This is a genomic window from Glutamicibacter sp. MOO4, from assembly GCF_056934395.1.
On the sequence record NZ_CM167800.1, the window covers coordinates 3,131,884 to 3,149,989 of the forward strand.

Here is an 18,106-nt window from a genome sequence, read left to right on the forward strand (position 1 = left end):
CAATGAATACCAGCAACCCCATCACCATGCTTAACCCCGACTTCCCGTTCAGCTACGACAGATTTGTAGCCAACGAGGCCGGGCTGGGTTCAGTGCCCGAAGCGCTGTACGGCACCGAGGTGGCCGTGATCGGCGCCGGACTTTCGGGTCTGGTGACCGCTTATGAACTGATGAAGCTGGGCCTGAAGCCAGTAGTTTATGAGGCCGATTCGATCGGTGGGCGACTGCGCACCGCCAGCTTCGCCGCAGCCCCGCAGATCACCTGCGATCTGGGCGGCATGCGCTTCCCGGTCTCCAGCAAGGCGCTCTACCACTACATCGAGCTGCTTGAGCTGGATACCTACGACTTCCCGAACCCGCTGGCCGAGCCCACCGACTCCACGGTGATCGAGCTTAAGGGACAGAAAATCTACGTAGAAGACGCCGCCGATTTGCCGGTCTTCTACCAAGAAGTGGCCGAGGCGTGGAAGCAGGCCCTGCGCGAAGACGCCCACTTTGAGCAGATGCAGCAGGCCATCCGCGACCGCGATACCGCCACCATCAAGGCCTTGTGGGACTCGATGCTTGAAGAGTTCGACGAGGAAAGCTTCTACGGCTTCATCGCCAACTCCAAGGCCTTCAAGGAGGCCGGCTTTGAGCACCGCGAAGCCTTTGGCCAGGTGGGCTTCGGCTCAGGCGGTTGGGACACCGACTTCCCCAACTCGATCCTGGAAATCCTGCGCGTGGTGTATACCGACGCCGATGACTACCACCGCGGCATCACCGGCGGCGCGGCCAAACTGCCCGAGGCGCTATGGAATCACGCACCACAAAAGATGGCGCATTGGCCAGAAGGCACTTCCCTGTCCTCGCTGCACGGCGGCGCGCCACGCGGTGCGGTCTCCAAGGTGTACCGCACCCAAAAACCAGGCTTTAACGGGGCTAACACCATTGAGGTGACCGAACGATTTGGTCGCACCGCAGAATTTGGCGCCGTGGTTTCCACCGTGCAGTCCTGGTTGCTGTCCACCGGGATCGACACCGACGAGGAGCTCTTCCCAGCCGAACTGTGGACCGCGATCGAGCGCAGCCACTACATGCAGTCCTCAAAAACCTTCGTGATGGTGGACCGCCCGTTCTGGAAGGACCGCGACCCGGTGACCGGGGAGCACCTGATGTCCATGACGCTCACCGACCGGCTGAACCGCGCCACCTACCTGCTAGATAACGGGGAGGATCAGCCCGCGGTCATCCTGCTTTCCTACACCTGGAACGATGATGCGCTCAAGTGGCTCTCCCTGTCGGCGCAACGCCGCATGGAACTGATGCTGCACTCACTGGAGAAGATCTACCCGGGTGTGGATATCCGTAGCCACATTGTGGGCCAGCCAATCACCGTATCGTGGGAGTCCGATCCGAACTTCATGGGTGCGTTTAAGGCCAACCTGCCGGGCCATTACCGCTACCAGCAGCGTCTCTACACGCACTTTGACCAGCAAAAGATGGCTGCCGGTCACCGCGGCATCTTCCTTGCGGGAGACGACGTGTCGTGGACCGCTGGCTGGGCCGAAGGCGCGGTGACCACCGGACTGAATGCCGTGTGGGGCGTACTTCAGCACCTTGGTGGCTCGGACGCGCCAGCCAACCCGGGTCCGGGTCAGTTCTTGGCCGAATTCGGACCGAAGGCGCTGTAGTTAGAACCAGCAAAAAATCAAAAGTCTCGTGCACTGCTTTGGTAGTGCGCGAGACTTTTGGGTTTAAAAGACCGCGGTGGCGTTGGCTGGGGATCCGGTGCCGCCAATAACATTCAGTGGCTTAATGGTCAGTAGGCAATCCCACCTCTTCAGCTGGCTCATGCGTCGGGCCAATGGTCCCAAACGCCAAAGCTCTCCAAGCGGGAGGCCGAGCTTTGCCAAAAACTCTTGGTGCATCATTCCGCGATCATTGGGGGCCGTGCTGATGAAGGGGGAGTTGGCCACCGGTGGCAGGCACTCCACGGCGAAGTTATCGGCCGCCAGGATGCTCAATCCCGAATCCCACGCCCAGTCTAGTAGTTCTTCGGATTGCACCAACCCGGTGGCTTTGCCTGAGTCACGTTGTCGGGATTTTCCCTCCGGGGATAGCGCTAAGAACCATTCGCTCCAGCCGGTGTGAACCATCAACGCGTCGCCTTGTTCCAGTGAGATTCCATGGTGGCTTATGGCCTCAAGGAGCCGGGAAAGCGGGATCTGCTCCCCGTTGGCATGATCAAGTTGATGGCCCTGGGATTGAGCAAACCCGTCCAGGTCGATCATCACGCCACGGGTCACGATGGGCTGATCCGACCAGTATTGGATGCCCAGTTCGCTGGTACCCACAATGATCTTTTCGTCGGGCACCCCATTGTAGAAGCCGACTTCATCCGAACGGCGGTGGCGCAGTCCATCGATCTGCGAGGAGCCTTGAAGGTAAAAGCTGTCCAAGTAGTCATCACGATGGGCCGGATGATTGCCAAAAATGTGGTGCTCTGCAGCGCCTCGGGTTTTAGACATGCCAGACGAAAACGCATCAATCGGATAGTCCAGCCCAAAGGTTTCTCCCAAGCGGACCGATGTGGCCGCCTGAATACGTTTGGCCGCATCAATCTTGTCGGGGGCGCCAGCAGACGGGGAGCTAAATAGGTCCCATGAGGTACCGGCAAGGATTCCCGGGCGTTGTTTTAGCTCGGCACGAGTGGGGTACTTGCTCATTTTGATGAGTTCTCCTGTGCATATTTCACCGGGGTGGAGCCCACATGGAGCAATAGATAGGCGGCGATTGAGGCAATAGATGCACAGATACAAAGTACCGTTTTGAACACCGCGTTGGGGCCGGTCAGCAAGAGTGCACTGCCGAAGATCATTCCGGCGAGCTGTAACAGGACAAAGACGATTCCGCCGCACAGGGCCAGTGCCAGGGAGGCGACAAAGGTTTTTCGAAGTATAAGTTGATACATTTTTTCGTTTCCTTTTAGACCGGCAGGATTCCGGATGCGATCAACATACCAATGGCCAGCAACGGCACTGCGTAGAACAGCATCATGGAACGGAAGGTGCTGTACGGGTTGACCCCGGCAATACCGCAGGCAACGTACAACGGAGCTCCACCCGGGGGAACCGCCGCTTCGCAGGAGGAAAATACCAGCACAGCAACGGCAGCGGTCGGCGCCGGGACTCCGGCGGCCACAAGGGCGGCCACTCCCACGGTGCCCACCGCGGCCATGGTTGCTGTTGAGGACAACGGAGCCGCCACAGCAATGACGATTAACCCAATCACCAGGGCGAGCAGCCACACCGGCAGTGAAAGCTGGTTCAACACCGTGGTGAGTTGCTCCGGCAATCCGGTGCTGGCCAGGGCGTTGGCGCCGGCAAAGGCGAAGAGCACAGTAATTCCGACAATGCCAAAGCGGGGGATGGAGTCCTCAAGCATGGATGACCAGGCCTTGAGGCTGCGTGGCAATTTGCTCAATCCGAGCAGCAATCCCATGACGATCAACGCGATGGGGATCCAGAAGATCGGGCTGATCGCTTTGGCCACGTTGGTTTGGGTGTAATTGCTCAGTGCCTCGGCGATGGCACCGCTGGTGATGATCATCGGAATGGCAACACCGACAAAGAGCAGTAGGGTGCTCCACCCTTGCCTAAAAGCCACCGATAGTTGCTGGCGCTGTTCGGTGGGTGTGGCTTGGGCGCCGCTGCGGCGAACCAAAAGATAGGTCACAACCAGTCGATGCGCCACGCACCAAAGCCCACCAAAAATCAAGGGGACCAGCAACTCATTGGCTGAGAGCAAAGGGCCAACGGTGGAGGAACCAACAAGAACAAACATTGAAGCACTGAACGGGAAAGTGATTCCCATGCCCGCGTTACCGGCCACGATGGTGGCTGCGGTAGGGCGGTCGATCTTTGAGCGTTCCATCCACGGGATGGTAATCGATCCAACGGTTGCGGCGATGGCCGCCTGATTGTGCACGATGCTACCCAAACCGGCCGAGGATACCGTGGACACGTAGGCGGCTCCGCCCTTACTGCCACCGATCAACGAGTCCAGCAGGTTGATCATGCGTTCCATGACTCCGGCTCGTTCAAGCAGGTAGCCCATGAATACGAAGATCACTGTTGCATAGACGATTTCGTCGGTGAGCGCCTCATAGAGTGCGGCCCAACCAACGGACAGCATCTGGCTGCCACTGAACGCTGCGGCCACAACGAAGCCAAGAATCATCGCTTCACCGACGTTACGGCGCATTAGCACCGTCCAAACGATGATGACCGCGAGGTAGACGCCTAGCGCCCAGATGCCAATCATGCTGTTTCCTTCCAAGCTTGCTAGCGTCGCTGCTAGCCAGCTGTCATTTTAGTATCGATGGTCATGCGCTCCATTGCACTGGCCGAGGCGTCAGACATTTCGTGTGGGACGCCTAGGTCTTCCAAGTACCCGCCGGTCGAGCGCATTTCTGCCGCGCGACGTACCGCGTGTTTGGCGGTGCCGCTAAGGAACCGGTCGATGGTTGCCTGTCCGTCACCGGCAAGCATTGTAGAGATTTCTGTTCGGATCCATGGTTCAAGTCCTGCAGCGGCGCCTGCGTGAACGGCTTCAATCACCACGGATGCAAGACCCTTGGTGAAGACGCTGCGTAGCAACTTGTGGGCCATGGCGCTGCCCGGTCCGCCTGCTACGACTTCGACCGGTGCTCCCACAGACTTGAGCAGATCGGCAAAGTCCTCAGCTCCCTGGCCACTAGCCATCAGCGGAGTTTTTGCACCCTGGGCAATAACGGGTCCAAGGATGGCGACATCGATGAAGTTGACCTGGCCCGAGGTGGCACCCAAGTCTTCCATGACCTTGGGGGATGAACTGGTCAGATCCGCGTAACCAGATCCTGGCTTCATCACCGGTAAGCATTCCTGCGCGACCTTTGGTGCGGCGCCGGCGCCGGTCAGAACCAAAACCATGTCTGCATCCTTAACTGCTTGGGCAGCTGACTGCGCTAATTGCGCGCCCTGCGGGGCATGATTGATAAACGGATCGTAGCCGGTGATCTCGTGACCAGCTTCGAGCAGCGCGGCAGCATAAGTCTGTCCGACTTCACCGAGTCCGATGAGTGCACATTTCATAGTATGAGGACCTTAGATTATTAGGAATGGGAGATTTTGCGGTCAGCAAGAATGGCTGCGCGGCGCTGTGACTCGTCAAGGTTCACGGCTTCGGCAGCGGTGGCGATGTCCTTGGCGCGTTCTGCCGGGATGATGACCAATCCGTCCGAGTCTCCGACGACAATGTCTCCCGGCGAGACGGCAACACCGCCAAAGGCGATGGTTCCGTTAACTTCGAAGGGACCATTCTTGTAGGGGCCGGCGGGGCTAGTAGCTCGAGCAAAGACCGGAAGATTGATTTCGCCGAGATCCACCGCATCCCGAACCGCCCCGTCGACGGCAAATCCCGCGACACCCTTGGATATTGCGCGCTCGCCGATAAGCTCTCCGAGCAGTGCGCGGTCGGTATAACCACCGCCGTTGACAACGATGACTTCGCCGGGCTGAACATGTTTGAGCGCTTCATGGATTCCGGCATTGTCGCCTGGGGCCACCCATACCGTGTAGGCAGGTCCGGAAATTTTAGCGCCATCCCACACTGCTTGGATGTCCGCCGAAGCAATTCCTAGTCGCTGCATGGCATCGCCGATGTTGGCGGCAGGAAGCGCGGCAAGTCGATTGATGACAGATTGTGCGACGCAAAGAGACTGTGTCGATTGATTCATGGGGCACCTATCCCAAATCTGGGGTGAGCGTGAAACAACTGAGTTAATTTCAGTAGACGTTCTATAGTTTCACACTACGCAATTTCTTGATGATGTACGGAATCATGGCATGGGCTGCGTCACAGTGTCAAGGTGTGGGAAATTGTGTTTCGCGCAGAGGGCGCCAAAAGTGTCGGAAATTCTGGGCACGACAATCAGGCGCGTGATTCACGCGCCTGATTGGGTTGGTTATTGCCTTAGTAGACGCTGCTTGCTAGAAGATCGGACAAGCGACGAGCGGCCTGAAGGAGTTCCGGAGCCCGAGTTTCCAGGGCTTCGCGGGTAAGCGTGTGGATGGGGCCGGTCAAGGAGAGTGCCTCGGTTGGTGGGCCTTGGCGAGATGGAATGGCGGCGGCAATCGAGATAATGCCAAGGGCACGCTCATCCTCGGAGATGGCGTAGTTGGCATCGGTGTTGGGGGCGCGGTCCTTGATGGCCAAGAGGTCAAAGTCCTCTGCTTCGTAATGCAGGCGTCGAGACGTCTCGGCAATCTGCGTTAGCTCATCGTCGTCTGCGCCAAGCAAGAAAATGCGTCCGGCCGCGCCGGCCGTTAGTGGAAGGCGTCGTCCCTGCGGGAGGTTGTAACCTAGGGAACTTTCGCCCACCACGCGTTCAACCAAAACTCGCTCACTGCCCAGACGGGTGTACAGCGAAGCTGTCAGCTTCGTGGCTTGAGAAAGTTGCTGAAGGATCGGCTGGGCAACTCGCGGCAAGGGATCGTTTTCCAGGAAGACGCGGGCCGCAGGGAGCACCGCTGGGCCCAATCGGTAGCTCTTGTCGGTCTGGCTGACGAGGCCTGCTTCCTGAAGTACTCGCAAGATCCGAAGTGTGGTTGGCGAGCTCATGCCCATATCGGCAGCGATGGTGCTCAGGCGCCGAGGGTGCTCATAGCGCTGAATCTGCTCGAATACGGCAATAGCTCTGGTTAATGACCTCATGCCATTGGGTGTCTCGGACTTCTCGTTTTCTGCCGCCATGATTTCATTCTATGCAATTAATTTGTAATTTGATGCACTTGCTTGACGACCTCTTGTGCCTCATGTCACTATTTCATGGAACGCTAGATAATTTTACTGTATGAAATTTACGAACAAACTATGCAATTGGAGGATGCTGTGTCGAATGATGCAACGGGGAGCTCGGTTCCTTCCGGGCGATGGCCACTGCTCATTGGCCAAGCAGTCATCGCGCTTATCGGCCTGTATGCGCTGCTGGGTTCATTGAAGCTTGGACTCGGGAGCGCTTTGGGCCCAGGCGCCGGTTTTTTCCCCGCGGTACTTGGCATATTCCTGATGGTGCTTGCCGTCTTGTGGTTCCTGCAGGGACGCGCGACGCCAACAGAGCAAACCGAGGCAGAGTCGTTCGACGGGGCGCAAGTAGGGGCTGTCATCCTCAGCCTGGTGATACTGGCTGCCGCTTTGCCATTCCTCGGATTCCAGCTGAGCGTATTTGCCTTCCTCATGTATCACCTTGGCTTCCGGGCTCGGATCGGGTGGGTGAAAGCCGTAGTTATTTCTCTTTGCGGGAGCGTCGGTGTGTTCTACCTGTTCACGACCGTCCTGCACGTCTCTCTTCCGGTGGCAACGTTGCTGCCGTTGAGCATGATTGGAATTTGATATGGACGTTCTTAACGAACTCATGATGGGTTTTGCCGAGGCGATGACCTGGCAAAACCTGCTCTTCGCCTTCGTTGGCTGCCTGCTGGGCACGGTCATTGGCGTACTGCCTGGCATCGGACCGGTCGCCGGCATCGCCTTGCTAATTCCACTGACTCTCAATCTTGATCCTGCCGGTTCTATCATCATGCTGTGCGCGATTTTTTATGGCACAACCTACGGCGGAACCATCACCAGCGTTCTGCTTAATACGCCCGGCGAAGCCGCTTCTGCGATTACCGCCATCGATGGTTACCAAATGACTAAAGTCGGCCGTGCCGGCGTAGCCCTGACCATCGCCGCGGTTGGTTCATTCATCGGCGGGACTATCGCCACCGTGGGTCTGGTCCTGGCTGCCAAACCGCTCGGAAGTCTGGGGTTGCTCATTGGTCCACCAGAATTTTTCGCTCTTGTAGTTGTTGGAATTTCTCTGCTTGTTGCTTTGGCAGGACGCTCCATGGTCAGGGCGCTGATTTCCGGTGCCCTGGGTCTGCTGATTTCAATGATTGGTATTGACCCGGTCATGGGAGCACCACGTTTTACCTTTGGCATGGACCGTTTGCTTGACGGCGTCTCATTTGTGGCCGTTATCGTTGGCATCTTCGGGTTGTCGGAAATCTTGTCTTACCGCCCGGGAAAGAACCAGACGGTGACGCAGACACCTGGACTGCGTGCCCTACTTCCCACACGAACTGACTGGAAACGCAGCACGCCAGCTTTCGCTCGCGGTACCGGCATTGGATTCGCGATGGGACTGATTCCGGGAATGACCGGATCGGTTTCCTCCCTGCTTTCCTACGGAGCGGAAAAGAAATTCTCCAAGTATCGCAACGAACTGGGACGAGGAGCCATCGAAGGTGTCGCCGGTCCCGAGACCGCAAACAATGCGCACGCAAACGGTGCACTAATCCCGCTCTTTACCTTGGGAATTCCCGCCTCGCCGACCATTGCAGTGCTCATGGGAGCTTTCCTGCAGCAGGGCCTGACCCCAGGCCCGACGTTGTTCGCCGAACACAGCACGCTGGCATGGACGATTATCGCCAGCCTGTTCATCGGTAACGTTCTGCTGCTTGTGCTCAACGTTCCTCTGGTCGGCCTGTGGACTTCGATCTTGAAGGTGCCTTACCCAATCCTGGCCGGGTTGATCTTGATGTTCATGGTTGTTGGTGCCTACACGATCAACTTCTCGGTATTCGACGTATTTGTCATGATCATCTTCGGCCTGGTCGGTTTGGGACTGCGTCGTCTGGACATCCCTCTGGCTCCGATGGTCCTGACCCTGGTTTTGGGCCCACTGATGGAACGTTCCCTGCGCGAGTCCTTGGACATTTCGCACGGTAGCTTCTCCATTTTCTTTGACCGTCCCATCACGATGGTGCTCCTGCTCATCGCATTGGTTATTGTCTGCAGTCCGCTACTGAAGCTGCGCAAGCCAGCCGCGCTGGTGGCTGAAGACCCTGAAAGCTAAACACTCGCAATAAGTTGTACCGAAAACGAAGGAAAACACATGAAACGCATCATCACCGCCGTTGCTGTAGGTGCTCTCACCCTGGCTGCTGCCGGCTGTTCAGCCAGTGGAGCATCCACGTCCAATGCAGGAGCCGATTTTCCAAAAAATGGTAAGTCCGTAGAACTGCTGGTGTCATTTTCGCCCGGCGGACCAGTGGACACCGCTGCTCGCCTGATTCAGCCCGTACTGGAAAAAGAGCTAGGAACCAATGTCGAAGTGGTCAACAAGCCGGGTGCTGGTGGGCAAATCGGCTACACATCACTGGCCAATGCCAAGCCTGATGGCTACACCATTGGAGCCGTGGGTTCACCATCAATTGTTGTCATCCCAATGGACGAGGCACGCGGAGCGGCCTTCAAACGTGAAGACCTTCAGCCGCTGGCGCGACAGGTAGTTGATCCGATGGTGATTGCTGTGCAGGCCGACAGCAAATACAAAAATCTCAAGGACCTGCTCGAGGACAGCAAGGCCAAACCTGGGTCTATTAACGCCACGACCACAGGTCAGATGGGTGGCGAGCACTTTGCCATCGCACAGATCAACGAGGCCACCGGGGCTGAACTGAGCCCAGTTCATTTCTCGGAGGGAGCCTCGCAGGCCTCTACTGCTTTCCTAGGCAAGCACGTTGACGTGTTGGTTGGAAACATCAGTGAAGTGATTGATCTTCAGAAACAGGGCAAAGCCAAGGTGCTCGGAGTGATGGACAAGGAACGCGCCGAGGTCTTGCCGGACGTGCCAACCTTCAGTGAAGAAGGCTATGACGTGGTGGCAGCAACTGCTCGCGGTTACGCTGCGCCAGCGGGCCTGCCTGAAGATGTGGCCAAAAAATTGGAGGCCGCGTTGCAGGCTGCTATCGAAGATGAGTCCGTGGTTTCAAAGATGGACAATCTTGGCCTGACAACTAGTTACCAAGATTCGGCGGAATACGGAAAATTCTGGACCAAGCAGGAAGCCGACTACAAAAAGGTTTTGCCGCTAGTGCAGGCTAAATAGTCGGGTATTTTTGCGCCAGGCGTGGCTTAAACATGAGGACTTCAGCGGTCGTATTGAACTGCTGAAGTTCTTGTGCTTAACGTGCCATTAGGTCATAGTGTGAAATATGCGGATAATCCATGAGTCGTCCATGCCTTTCAGTGCAGAACAAGTCTTCACTTGGCACGAGCGTGTTGGAGCCATGCAGCGGCTCCTACCACCTTGGCAACCGGTGCGCGCAGTGCACCAAGCGGACTCGCTGGCCCATGGTGCCTCGGTCATTGGTTTGCCTATCGGTCTACGGTGGCGAGCGGAACATCAAGTTGCAGACTACGAACGTTTCCGACTCTTCACCGATGAGCTCGCGCCCGTTGGGTCTCGACAGCTACCTTTGCGGCCGCTTCGGTGGCGACACAAACACGAGGTTGTGCCAGAAAGCGCGAACACTTGCCTCATGCGCGATGAGGTCGAAACCAATTTACCGGCACGGATGGTACGGCGAATGCTCACCTACCGCCATGGGCAGCTTGCCCAAGATCTGACGGCTCACCAGCGTGCGGCCCGGCACGGTATGGAGCCTATGGTTATCGCGGTGACTGGATCTCACGGGCTTGTGGGGACCGCGTTGGTAGCTTTTCTGCAATCCGGAGGTCACAAGGTCTATCGCCTGGTCCGCGGCACTGCGCGCGCGGACAATGAGCGCTTCTGGAATCCCGAGGACCCGGATGTAGCGAGCTTGGCTGGGTGCGATGCCGTCATCCATCTTGCTGGTGCCACGATCGCCGGACGCTTCACGCAGAAACATCGTGAGCGGATTCGCGACAGTCGAATCGAGCCCACGAGAAAGTTGGCTAGGGCCGCCGCAGCAGCCGGGGTGAAGACCTTTGTCTCAGCCTCAGCCATCGGCGTTTACGGCGCACACGCTGGAGAGAAGCTGTTGGATGAGGATGCCGAACACGGAACCGATTTTCTAGCCCAAACGGTCCAAGACTGGGAGGCTGCAGCCCGCGAGGGTCAAGCCCAGGGTATGCGCCGTGTGCAGGTGCGCACCGGTCTGGTTCAAAGCCCTCAGTCAGGGGTGCTGGGCTTACTTAGGCCGCTGTACTTGTCGGGGCTTGGCGGAAGAATTGGTCAAGGGCAGCAGTGGCAGTCATGGATAGGCCTAGACGACTTGGTCGAGATCTATCATCGTGCGTTATGGGATGTGTTTTTGGAAGGCCCAGTTAATGCGGTGGCACCATGCCCAGTAAGGAATCAAGAGTATTCAAAGACCTTGGCACGAGCACTTCACCGATTGGACTTGCTTCCCGTTCCGACGTTGGCGCCCAAACTTCTTCTGGGCGCGCAAGGAGCAGACTTGTTGGCCCTAGCCAGCCAGCGCGTGACACCTGCAAAACTGCTTCAACGCTCGCACACATTCCGCACGCCGCACTTGGATGAGGCGCTCGCGCACTGCCTAGGCGTTCAGCCTGAGGACAAAGCGCTCTAGCGCAAACTGCTCCCAGTGCCCTATCATCATTGAGTCAGGGGTCACAGTATTGTGGATTCCGGCGCTCTCAAAAGGGGCGATACCCGTTGCCGTAGCAACTGGTAACGGCAGACATATATGGAATTTTCTTCATCATCATTTCTTGAAAAGAGTCCATAATGTCTAGCGTTTCCGCAGCCATTGCCCATGCCCTAAAATCGGTAGCCCCACAGATCTTCGGATTGATGGGCAACGGCAACGCCCACTTCCTTGATGCCGCCGTTCGCGCGGGATTCGACTACACCGCGGTGCGCCATGAATCGGCCGCTGTCTCAGCAGCTGACGCGTACTTCCGGATTTCAAATAAGCTGGCCATCGCCACCACCACCTATGGTGCCGGCTATACCAACGCGGTGACCGCGCTGGCCGAAGCTGCCGCCGCTGGCACCCCGTTGCTTTTTGTCACCGGCGATGCGCCGAGCACTGGACTGCGCGGCTGGGACGTAGACCAAGCCGCCATCGACGCTGGGGTGCGAGCACCTCGTTATGTAGTGGACCGCCACACTCCGGGAAGCACCGCTCTTCAAGCCGCCGCGCATGCGCTGCGTGAGCAGACTCCAGTGGTTCTGGCCATTCCCTACGATCTGGCCGCGGCCGAAAGCGCTGAGGAAGAACTTCCAGAACTCGCTTCGATGAATTGTGCGCCACCCAAGCCCCGGCTTGCTTCCGCCACAGTGCAGCAGATCGTTCAAAAGCTCGACGCCTCCAAACGCACGCACATTCTTTATGGCCGCGGTGCCATCGACGCCGCCGAGCAAGTTAGAGAACTGGCGCAGAAGTTGGATGCGAGTACCTCGGGCACGTTGCTGGCACGCGATTTGTTGGACTACACATTTGATCTAGGTATCACCGGTGGTTTCAGCACCAAAGCCAACGCGCGCATTATCGCCCAGGCCGATACCGTGCTGGTTTTGGGTGCGTCCCTGAACCAATTCACCATGCGCTTCGGCGAGCTGATTGACCAGTCGACGACGCTGATTCAAATTGATCTGACGCCGAATGCCACCAACGCGCGCGTGGACATCTTTGCCCAGGGCGACGTGCAGGTTGCCCTCGAAGATTTGCTGCATGCAGTGCACACCGCCGATAGCACCTGGTGCCCGAGCCTGGATTTGGAGGACCTACGCACCCGTCCGGCCGGCGACGACGTGGCTGAGGACGGCTTGCTTGATCCGCGCCGGGTGGCTAGCGAACTGGAAAAGATTCTGCCGGCCAACCGTGTGCTGGTTCAAGACGGTGGTCACTTCATCGGCTGGGGACCAATGTATTGGTCCACCACCGGCGCCCGCTCGCTGAGCTGTGTGGGAACCGCCTACCAGTCCATCGGACTAGGCATCGCTTCGATGGTGGGCGCTGGCGCAGCGGCCGAGGGGCGAACCGTGGTGCTGGCTGCCGGCGATGGCGGCTTCCTGATGGGCTTGGCAGACCTGGAGTCGATCATCCGCACGGTCAACAGCGGAGTCATCGTGATCTACAACGATTCCGCCTATGGCGCCGAGGTGCACCAGTACGGTTCGATCGGTCTGCATGAGGATCCGATGCTGATTCCGACGGTGGACTTCGCTGGCATCGCTCGGACCATGGGTGCCACTGGCGTGCGGGTTGATCAGCTTGAGGACTTGAGCGCTGTTGGCGACTGGGTAAGTGCCGGTGCCCATGGAGTATGTCTGGTTGACGCCCGCGTATCTATGCGGATTCGTGCCCCTTATATGGAAGAGATTCTCGAGGCCAACAAGAAGGCGACGATGAAGCTCGCATTACAATCCGATTAAGGTGCTGGAAAAACGGTTGGGGTACGGCGTAGGGTTGATCCGTGCGAAAGTTTTTAGTTGGAGCAGCAGGGGTGAGCCTAGGGACGCTTTTAGTGTTCCCCGCAGCCTCGGCCCTTGCTGTCCCAGCCGGAGCCACTGATGTAGCTGGCATCCCAACCCAAGCACTGTCGCAGACCTCATTGCGTGTTGCCACCATCGAAGCGAACCTCACCGCGGATGCGCCGGGTAAGTTGAACGAAAACCTGATGGGGGCAAGCAACCTGCAGGCAGGGCATGTCGCTGACAGCATCGCTCAGTCCAACGCTGACGTAGTTGTCCTTACCGATGTGGATGCGGACCAGGCAGCCCTAGATACCTTCCGCGACCAGTACCTGAACAACACCGAGGACGAACGTCCAGATGTTCACTATCAGTACTCCTATCTAGCCGTTGGTTCCAAGGGGTTGCAGAGCGGCGCGGACCTGAACGTTGACGGTGTCATTGGTGGGGCACAAGATGCCTGGGGTCAGGGCGAATTTGAAGAGCAGGGCTCGGTAGTTGTGCTCTCCAAGTACCCGGTTGATGAAGATCAGATCACCGCGGTCTCCAAGCTCAAATGGCAGGACGTTGCCAACAACCAGTTGCACCACACCAAAATCGACGGTGTACTGGCCGCATCAATTCCAGTGATGAACACCGGACTATGGGACATTCCTATTGAGTACCGCGGTCAGCGTGTGCACGTAGTAGCCACACAGACTGAACCCGAAGATCAGAACCAAGACCTTGCCGCAGCTCGCCAGAGTGATGAACTTAAAGTTATCTCCGACTATCTAGCCGGCAAGGACTACGTTCATATCGATGAGGGGCGCCAAGCCAAAGGTGTGGGCGACGAGAAGTTTGTCATCGCCGGAGCCCTGAACCTACAAGAGTCCGGCGAGTCACGCATCAAACCGTTCCTTAAGTCACTGGGCCGCGAAGATGCGCTCAACGAGTCCGGAAGCTACTTGGTACCTGATACTTCGTGGCAGGTTGTTGGCCAGGGCCTTATCGAGCAGAGCCAGCCACCGCTGGATGAAGCAATACCAACGATCATTGATGAACCTGGGTCATTAATCTGGACTGACATTCAGTTCTAGCCCGTTCGCGCAGGGCGATCATCCCTGTATTTTCTTGCCTTAGCATTGCAGAATCCCGCAACTGAATGTGCCGTAACCGTCACTGGTCTGAAGTTATCTGTAGATTAAGTTCCACAAGCACGTAATGCACCATCCACTCAATGGCAGCGAACCCGAGCAAAGCACGGCAGGCTCAAGGTAACTCTCAGGGTTTTGCGGAAAGCTGGAGGCATCATGAAAAAAGATCCAATCTCGATGACTTTCATTGGCAAAGATGGCAAGCCACGCCCTAGTGTGCAGCAAGCTATCTTGAAGGGCATTGGCGTGCAGCGGCCACTGGTACTTGCGTACATCAATCGACTGCGTAAGAAGCACCCCCAAGCGGATTCGACCGAACTGGCCGCCATCGTCGAACGTGACTACCTATTAGTTGTCACCGGTTCCGGAGCTGCCGTCGGTGGTACTGCAGCAGTACCGGCTATTGGCACGGTGATATCACTGAGTCTTTCAGCTGCGGCGACCCTGGGCTTCCTTGAAGCTTCTGCACTCTATGCGCAGAGCTTGGCCGAACTACACGGCATCGCCATCGAAGATCCAGACCAGTCACGAGTCTTGGTGATGGGCATCCTCATGGGTGAAGAAGGAAGCTCGATGATTGCAGGGCTTACCGCTCAGGCCGCTGGCCGTGGTGGAGGACCTGTGAAGGGTTGGGCCCAAGCCTTCGGGGCGAACAAGAATACCAGCCTCTACTCCAGCATGCAGCGCACCTTGCAGAAGAAGTTCCTGCATAAGATCATTGGCACCCAGGCTGCCAGCATGATGGGAAGATTGGTTCCGTTCGGTGTTGGCGCGGTGATTGGTGGGGCTGGCAACCGATTCATGGCAAAGCGCGTGATCGAGAATGCGAACGTAGCTTTCGCCGGCATGCCAACGATTGTCCCGAGCGCACTGTCGCAAGATGACCCACGCGTTCTGGACGCCGAAATCGTCGAAGACTAGACGGTTAACAGGTTTTGGCGCCGATGACGGCGCTTACTAAACACCCTGTAAAACAGTTTTAACTGTTTTACAGGGTGTTTTTTTGAGTTTAAACCGCATGATGTCGCGGTTTAAACTGGTTGCAGCGGATTAAGTGTGCACGGTCACCGCAACAAACCACCTCACCGATTTGCACGACCCCCCAAACCTGTGTATAGTTTTTCCTTGTCGCCGAGAGCAAAACGGAAGAAATAACCGGATGTAAATCGGAGGCAAAACCCCAGAATATCAACGGTTTTGCACAGGTCACTGTGGAAAAGATGTTGAAGAATGGGAACCATGAATACTGACTCAAATCACAAACAATTGATTTGACTTTCAGAAATTCACGGTGATAAGATTTGAATATAACGCTGGACGAAATTACCGCCTGAAATGGTGGGTAAAGAACCGGTAAGTGTTTGTTGTTTGAGAACTCAATAGTGTGCCAAGTTTGTTGATACCGAATATTTATTTTATTTGGTGAATACATAACATTTGCTTGAGGCATTGCACCCCCGTGTGATGTTCTTGAGTGTTTTTTATTCGCCAGGACTTCATTGGTTTCGCCCTTATTTTCCGAGGGGTTGCTGATGGCTTTTTATTTTTTTATGGAGAGTTTGATCCTGGCTCAGGATGAACGCTGGCGGCGTGCTTAACACATGCAAGTCGAACGATGACCCCGTGCTTGCACGGGTGATTAGTGGCGAACGGGTGAGTAACACGTGAGTAACCTGCCCCCGACTTTGGGATAAGCCCGGGAAACTGGGTCTAATACCGGATATGACTTCTTACCGCATGGTGGGTTGTTGAAAGATTTATCGGTGGGGGATGGACTCGCGGCCTATCAGCTTGTTGGTGAGGTAATGGCTCACCAAGGCGACGACGGGTAGCCGGCCTGAGAGGGTGACCGGCCACACTGGGACTGAGACACGGCCCAGACTCCTACGGGAGGCAGCAGTGGGGAATATTGCACAATGGGCGAAAGCCTGATGCAGCGACGCCGCGTGAGGGATGACGGCCTTCGGGTTGTAAACCTCTTTCAGTAGGGAAGAAGCGAAAGTGACGGTACCTGCAGAAGAAGCGCCGGCTAACTACGTGCCAGCAGCCGCGGTAATACGTAGGGCGCAAGCGTTATCCGGATTTATTGGGCGTAAAGAGCTCGTAGGCGGTTTGTCGCGTCTGCCGTGAAAGTCCGAGGCTCAACCTCGGATCTGCGGTGGGTACGGGCAGACTAGAGTGATGTAGGGGAGACTGGAATTCCTGGTGTAGCGGTGAAATGCGCAGATATCAGGAGGAACACCGATGGCGAAGGCAGGTCTCTGGGCATTTACTGACGCTGAGGAGCGAAAGCATGGGGAGCGAACAGGATTAGATACCCTGGTAGTCCATGCCGTAAACGTTGGGCACTAGGTGTGGGGGACATTCCACGTTTTCCGCGCCGTAGCTAACGCATTAAGTGCCCCGCCTGGGGAGTACGGCCGCAAGGCTAAAACTCAAAGGAATTGACGGGGGCCCGCACAAGCGGCGGAGCATGCGGATTAATTCGATGCAACGCGAAGAACCTTACCAAGGCTTGACATGTGCCAGACCGCCTCAGAGATGGGGTTTCCCTTCGGGGCTGGTTCACAGGTGGTGCATGGTTGTCGTCAGCTCGTGTCGTGAGATGTTGGGTTAAGTCCCGCAACGAGCGCAACCCTCGTTCCATGTTGCCAGCACGTAGTGGTGGGGACTCATGGGAGACTGCCGGGGTCAACTCGGAGGAAGGTGGGGATGACGTCAAATCATCATGCCCCTTATGTCTTGGGCTTCACGCATGCTACAATGGCCGGTACAATGGGTTGCGATACTGTGAGGTGGAGCTAATCCCTAAAAGCCGGTCTCAGTTCGGATTGGGGTCTGCAACTCGACCCCATGAAGTCGGAGTCGCTAGTAATCGCAGATCAGCAACGCTGCGGTGAATACGTTCCCGGGCCTTGTACACACCGCCCGTCAAGTCACGAAAGTTGGTAACACCCGAAGCCGATGGCCTAACCACCTTGTGTGGGGGGAGTCGTCGAAGGTGGGACTGGCGATTGGGACTAAGTCGTAACAAGGTAGCCGTACCGGAAGGTGCGGCTGGATCACCTCCTTTCTAAGGAGCTAACCATTATTATGGTTGCCCATGTCTGTGCACGAGTGTTGTACGGGTGGGTTGCTCATGGGTGGAATATCAATGAACTCAATACTGGAAAACGTGTGCACGCTGGTCCTCATTATGAGTGGTTGGGGTGTGTGTCGGGGTATTGGCTGTGGCTGTATGGTGTTGGTGCTTGCGAGTACGCATTGTTACTTCACATGAATGAATCCGTCCTTTTGGGTGGGTTTGTTGGTGTGTGGTGGTGGTGTTGGAATGTGGGTGTTGATGGTGTGTGGTTTGTATGGTTTGGCATGCTGTTGGGTTTTGAGGCAACAAGCCTCCGTCCCTGGTGGATGATTTGATCAAGTGTTGCGGTGCTGGCCTTTTGGGGTTGGTGTTGTGATGGTTGGTTGATTGTCTTCTTGGGTGGCGGGGTTCTTGGTGTTTCGGTGTTTGTCCTCTGTTTGCTGCAGGCATGCTCGGTACGAGCAATGGTCCTTTTGGGTTGTTGTTGGTGGGTGTGTTTGTGGGGGTGTGGGGTTGTTGTTTGGGAACTGTATAGTGAACGCGAGCATCTTGCAGATGAGATGAGTCTTATGACCCTTTTTCCTTGGGTTGTGGGGTGTTTGAGTCTTGTCT

The 18,106-nt window shown here is 56.6% G+C and carries 15 protein-coding genes and 1 rRNA gene; 10 read left to right on the forward strand and 6 right to left on the reverse strand.

From position 1 onward, the window contains the following. Positions 1-2: 2 nt before the first annotated feature. Positions 3-1,673: a flavin monoamine oxidase family protein gene (locus AC1Z3F_RS14665; protein ID WP_262198737.1), complete on the forward strand. Its 1,671-nt coding sequence runs from the start codon at positions 3-5 to the stop codon at positions 1,671-1,673. A gap of 63 nt (positions 1,674-1,736) precedes the next feature. Here the strand turns inward: AC1Z3F_RS14665 and AC1Z3F_RS14670 are convergent, their stop codons facing one another. From AC1Z3F_RS14670 to AC1Z3F_RS14695, 6 genes are all read right to left on the reverse strand, one after another. Beyond that, positions 1,737-2,708: a cyclase family protein gene (locus AC1Z3F_RS14670; RefSeq protein WP_131090707.1), complete on the reverse strand. Its 972-nt coding sequence runs from the start codon at positions 2,706-2,708 to the stop codon at positions 1,737-1,739. Beyond that, the gene (locus AC1Z3F_RS14675; RefSeq protein WP_131090706.1) at positions 2,705-2,953 is read right to left on the reverse strand and encodes a hypothetical protein; all 249 of its coding nucleotides are present in this window, start codon (positions 2,951-2,953) and stop codon (positions 2,705-2,707) included. The genes AC1Z3F_RS14670 and AC1Z3F_RS14675 overlap by 4 nt, the downstream gene beginning before the upstream one ends. Before the next feature lie 14 nt (positions 2,954-2,967). Next, on the reverse strand, positions 2,968-4,305 hold the full coding sequence (locus AC1Z3F_RS14680; RefSeq protein ID WP_262198735.1) for a TRAP transporter large permease subunit: 1,338 nt from the start codon (positions 4,303-4,305) through the stop codon (positions 2,968-2,970). 32 nt (positions 4,306-4,337) lie between these two features. After that, complete coding sequence (locus AC1Z3F_RS14685) at positions 4,338-5,114, reverse strand: NAD(P)-dependent oxidoreductase (protein WP_131090704.1); 777 nt, start codon at positions 5,112-5,114, stop codon at positions 4,338-4,340. 20 nt (positions 5,115-5,134) lie between these two features. After that, positions 5,135-5,758, reverse strand: a complete 624-nt coding sequence (locus AC1Z3F_RS14690) for an RraA family protein (RefSeq protein ID WP_131090703.1) — start codon at positions 5,756-5,758, stop codon at positions 5,135-5,137. A 236-nt stretch (positions 5,759-5,994) separates the two neighbouring features. Continuing rightward, entirely contained in the window at positions 5,995-6,774 is a 780-nt protein-coding gene (locus AC1Z3F_RS14695) for an IclR family transcriptional regulator (protein ID WP_131090702.1), read from the reverse strand. 138 nt (positions 6,775-6,912) lie between these two features. Here AC1Z3F_RS14695 and AC1Z3F_RS14700 point away from each other — a divergent pair, with 138 nt between their 5' ends. The 9 genes from AC1Z3F_RS14700 to AC1Z3F_RS14740 all read left to right on the forward strand — a co-directional run bounded on the left by AC1Z3F_RS14700 (position 6,913) and on the right by AC1Z3F_RS14740 (position 17,829). Further along, complete coding sequence (locus AC1Z3F_RS14700) at positions 6,913-7,413, forward strand: tripartite tricarboxylate transporter TctB family protein (protein WP_242632628.1); 501 nt, start codon at positions 6,913-6,915, stop codon at positions 7,411-7,413. Between the two features lies 1 nt (position 7,414). Then, positions 7,415-8,920: a tripartite tricarboxylate transporter permease gene (locus AC1Z3F_RS14705; RefSeq protein WP_131090700.1), complete on the forward strand. Its 1,506-nt coding sequence runs from the start codon at positions 7,415-7,417 to the stop codon at positions 8,918-8,920. A gap of 39 nt (positions 8,921-8,959) precedes the next feature. Further along, positions 8,960-9,955, forward strand: coding sequence for a tripartite tricarboxylate transporter substrate binding protein (locus AC1Z3F_RS14710; protein ID WP_131090699.1), 996 nt, complete (start codon positions 8,960-8,962; stop codon positions 9,953-9,955). Between the two features lie 130 nt (positions 9,956-10,085). Next, positions 10,086-11,423: a TIGR01777 family oxidoreductase gene (locus tag AC1Z3F_RS14715; protein WP_242632627.1), complete on the forward strand. Its 1,338-nt coding sequence runs from the start codon at positions 10,086-10,088 to the stop codon at positions 11,421-11,423. A gap of 158 nt (positions 11,424-11,581) precedes the next feature. After that, on the forward strand, positions 11,582-13,234 hold the full coding sequence (locus tag AC1Z3F_RS14720) for a thiamine pyrophosphate-binding protein (RefSeq protein WP_483566159.1): 1,653 nt from the start codon (positions 11,582-11,584) through the stop codon (positions 13,232-13,234). Positions 13,235-13,305: 71 nt separating this feature from the next. Further along, a complete protein-coding gene (locus AC1Z3F_RS14725) occupies positions 13,306-14,352 on the forward strand; it encodes an endonuclease/exonuclease/phosphatase family protein (protein ID WP_483566160.1) in 1,047 nt (348 codons plus the stop codon). Between the two features lie 213 nt (positions 14,353-14,565). Further along, on the forward strand, positions 14,566-15,330 hold the full coding sequence (locus tag AC1Z3F_RS14730) for a hypothetical protein (RefSeq protein WP_262198724.1): 765 nt from the start codon (positions 14,566-14,568) through the stop codon (positions 15,328-15,330). A 626-nt stretch (positions 15,331-15,956) separates the two neighbouring features. Then, positions 15,957-17,482, forward strand: a 16S ribosomal RNA gene (locus AC1Z3F_RS14735). 20 nt (positions 17,483-17,502) lie between these two features. Then, positions 17,503-17,829 carry a hypothetical protein gene (locus tag AC1Z3F_RS14740; RefSeq protein WP_262198064.1) on the forward strand — a complete coding sequence of 109 codons (327 nt, stop codon included), beginning with the start codon at positions 17,503-17,505 and terminating at the stop codon, positions 17,827-17,829. The last annotated feature ends 277 nt before the right edge of the window (positions 17,830-18,106 follow it).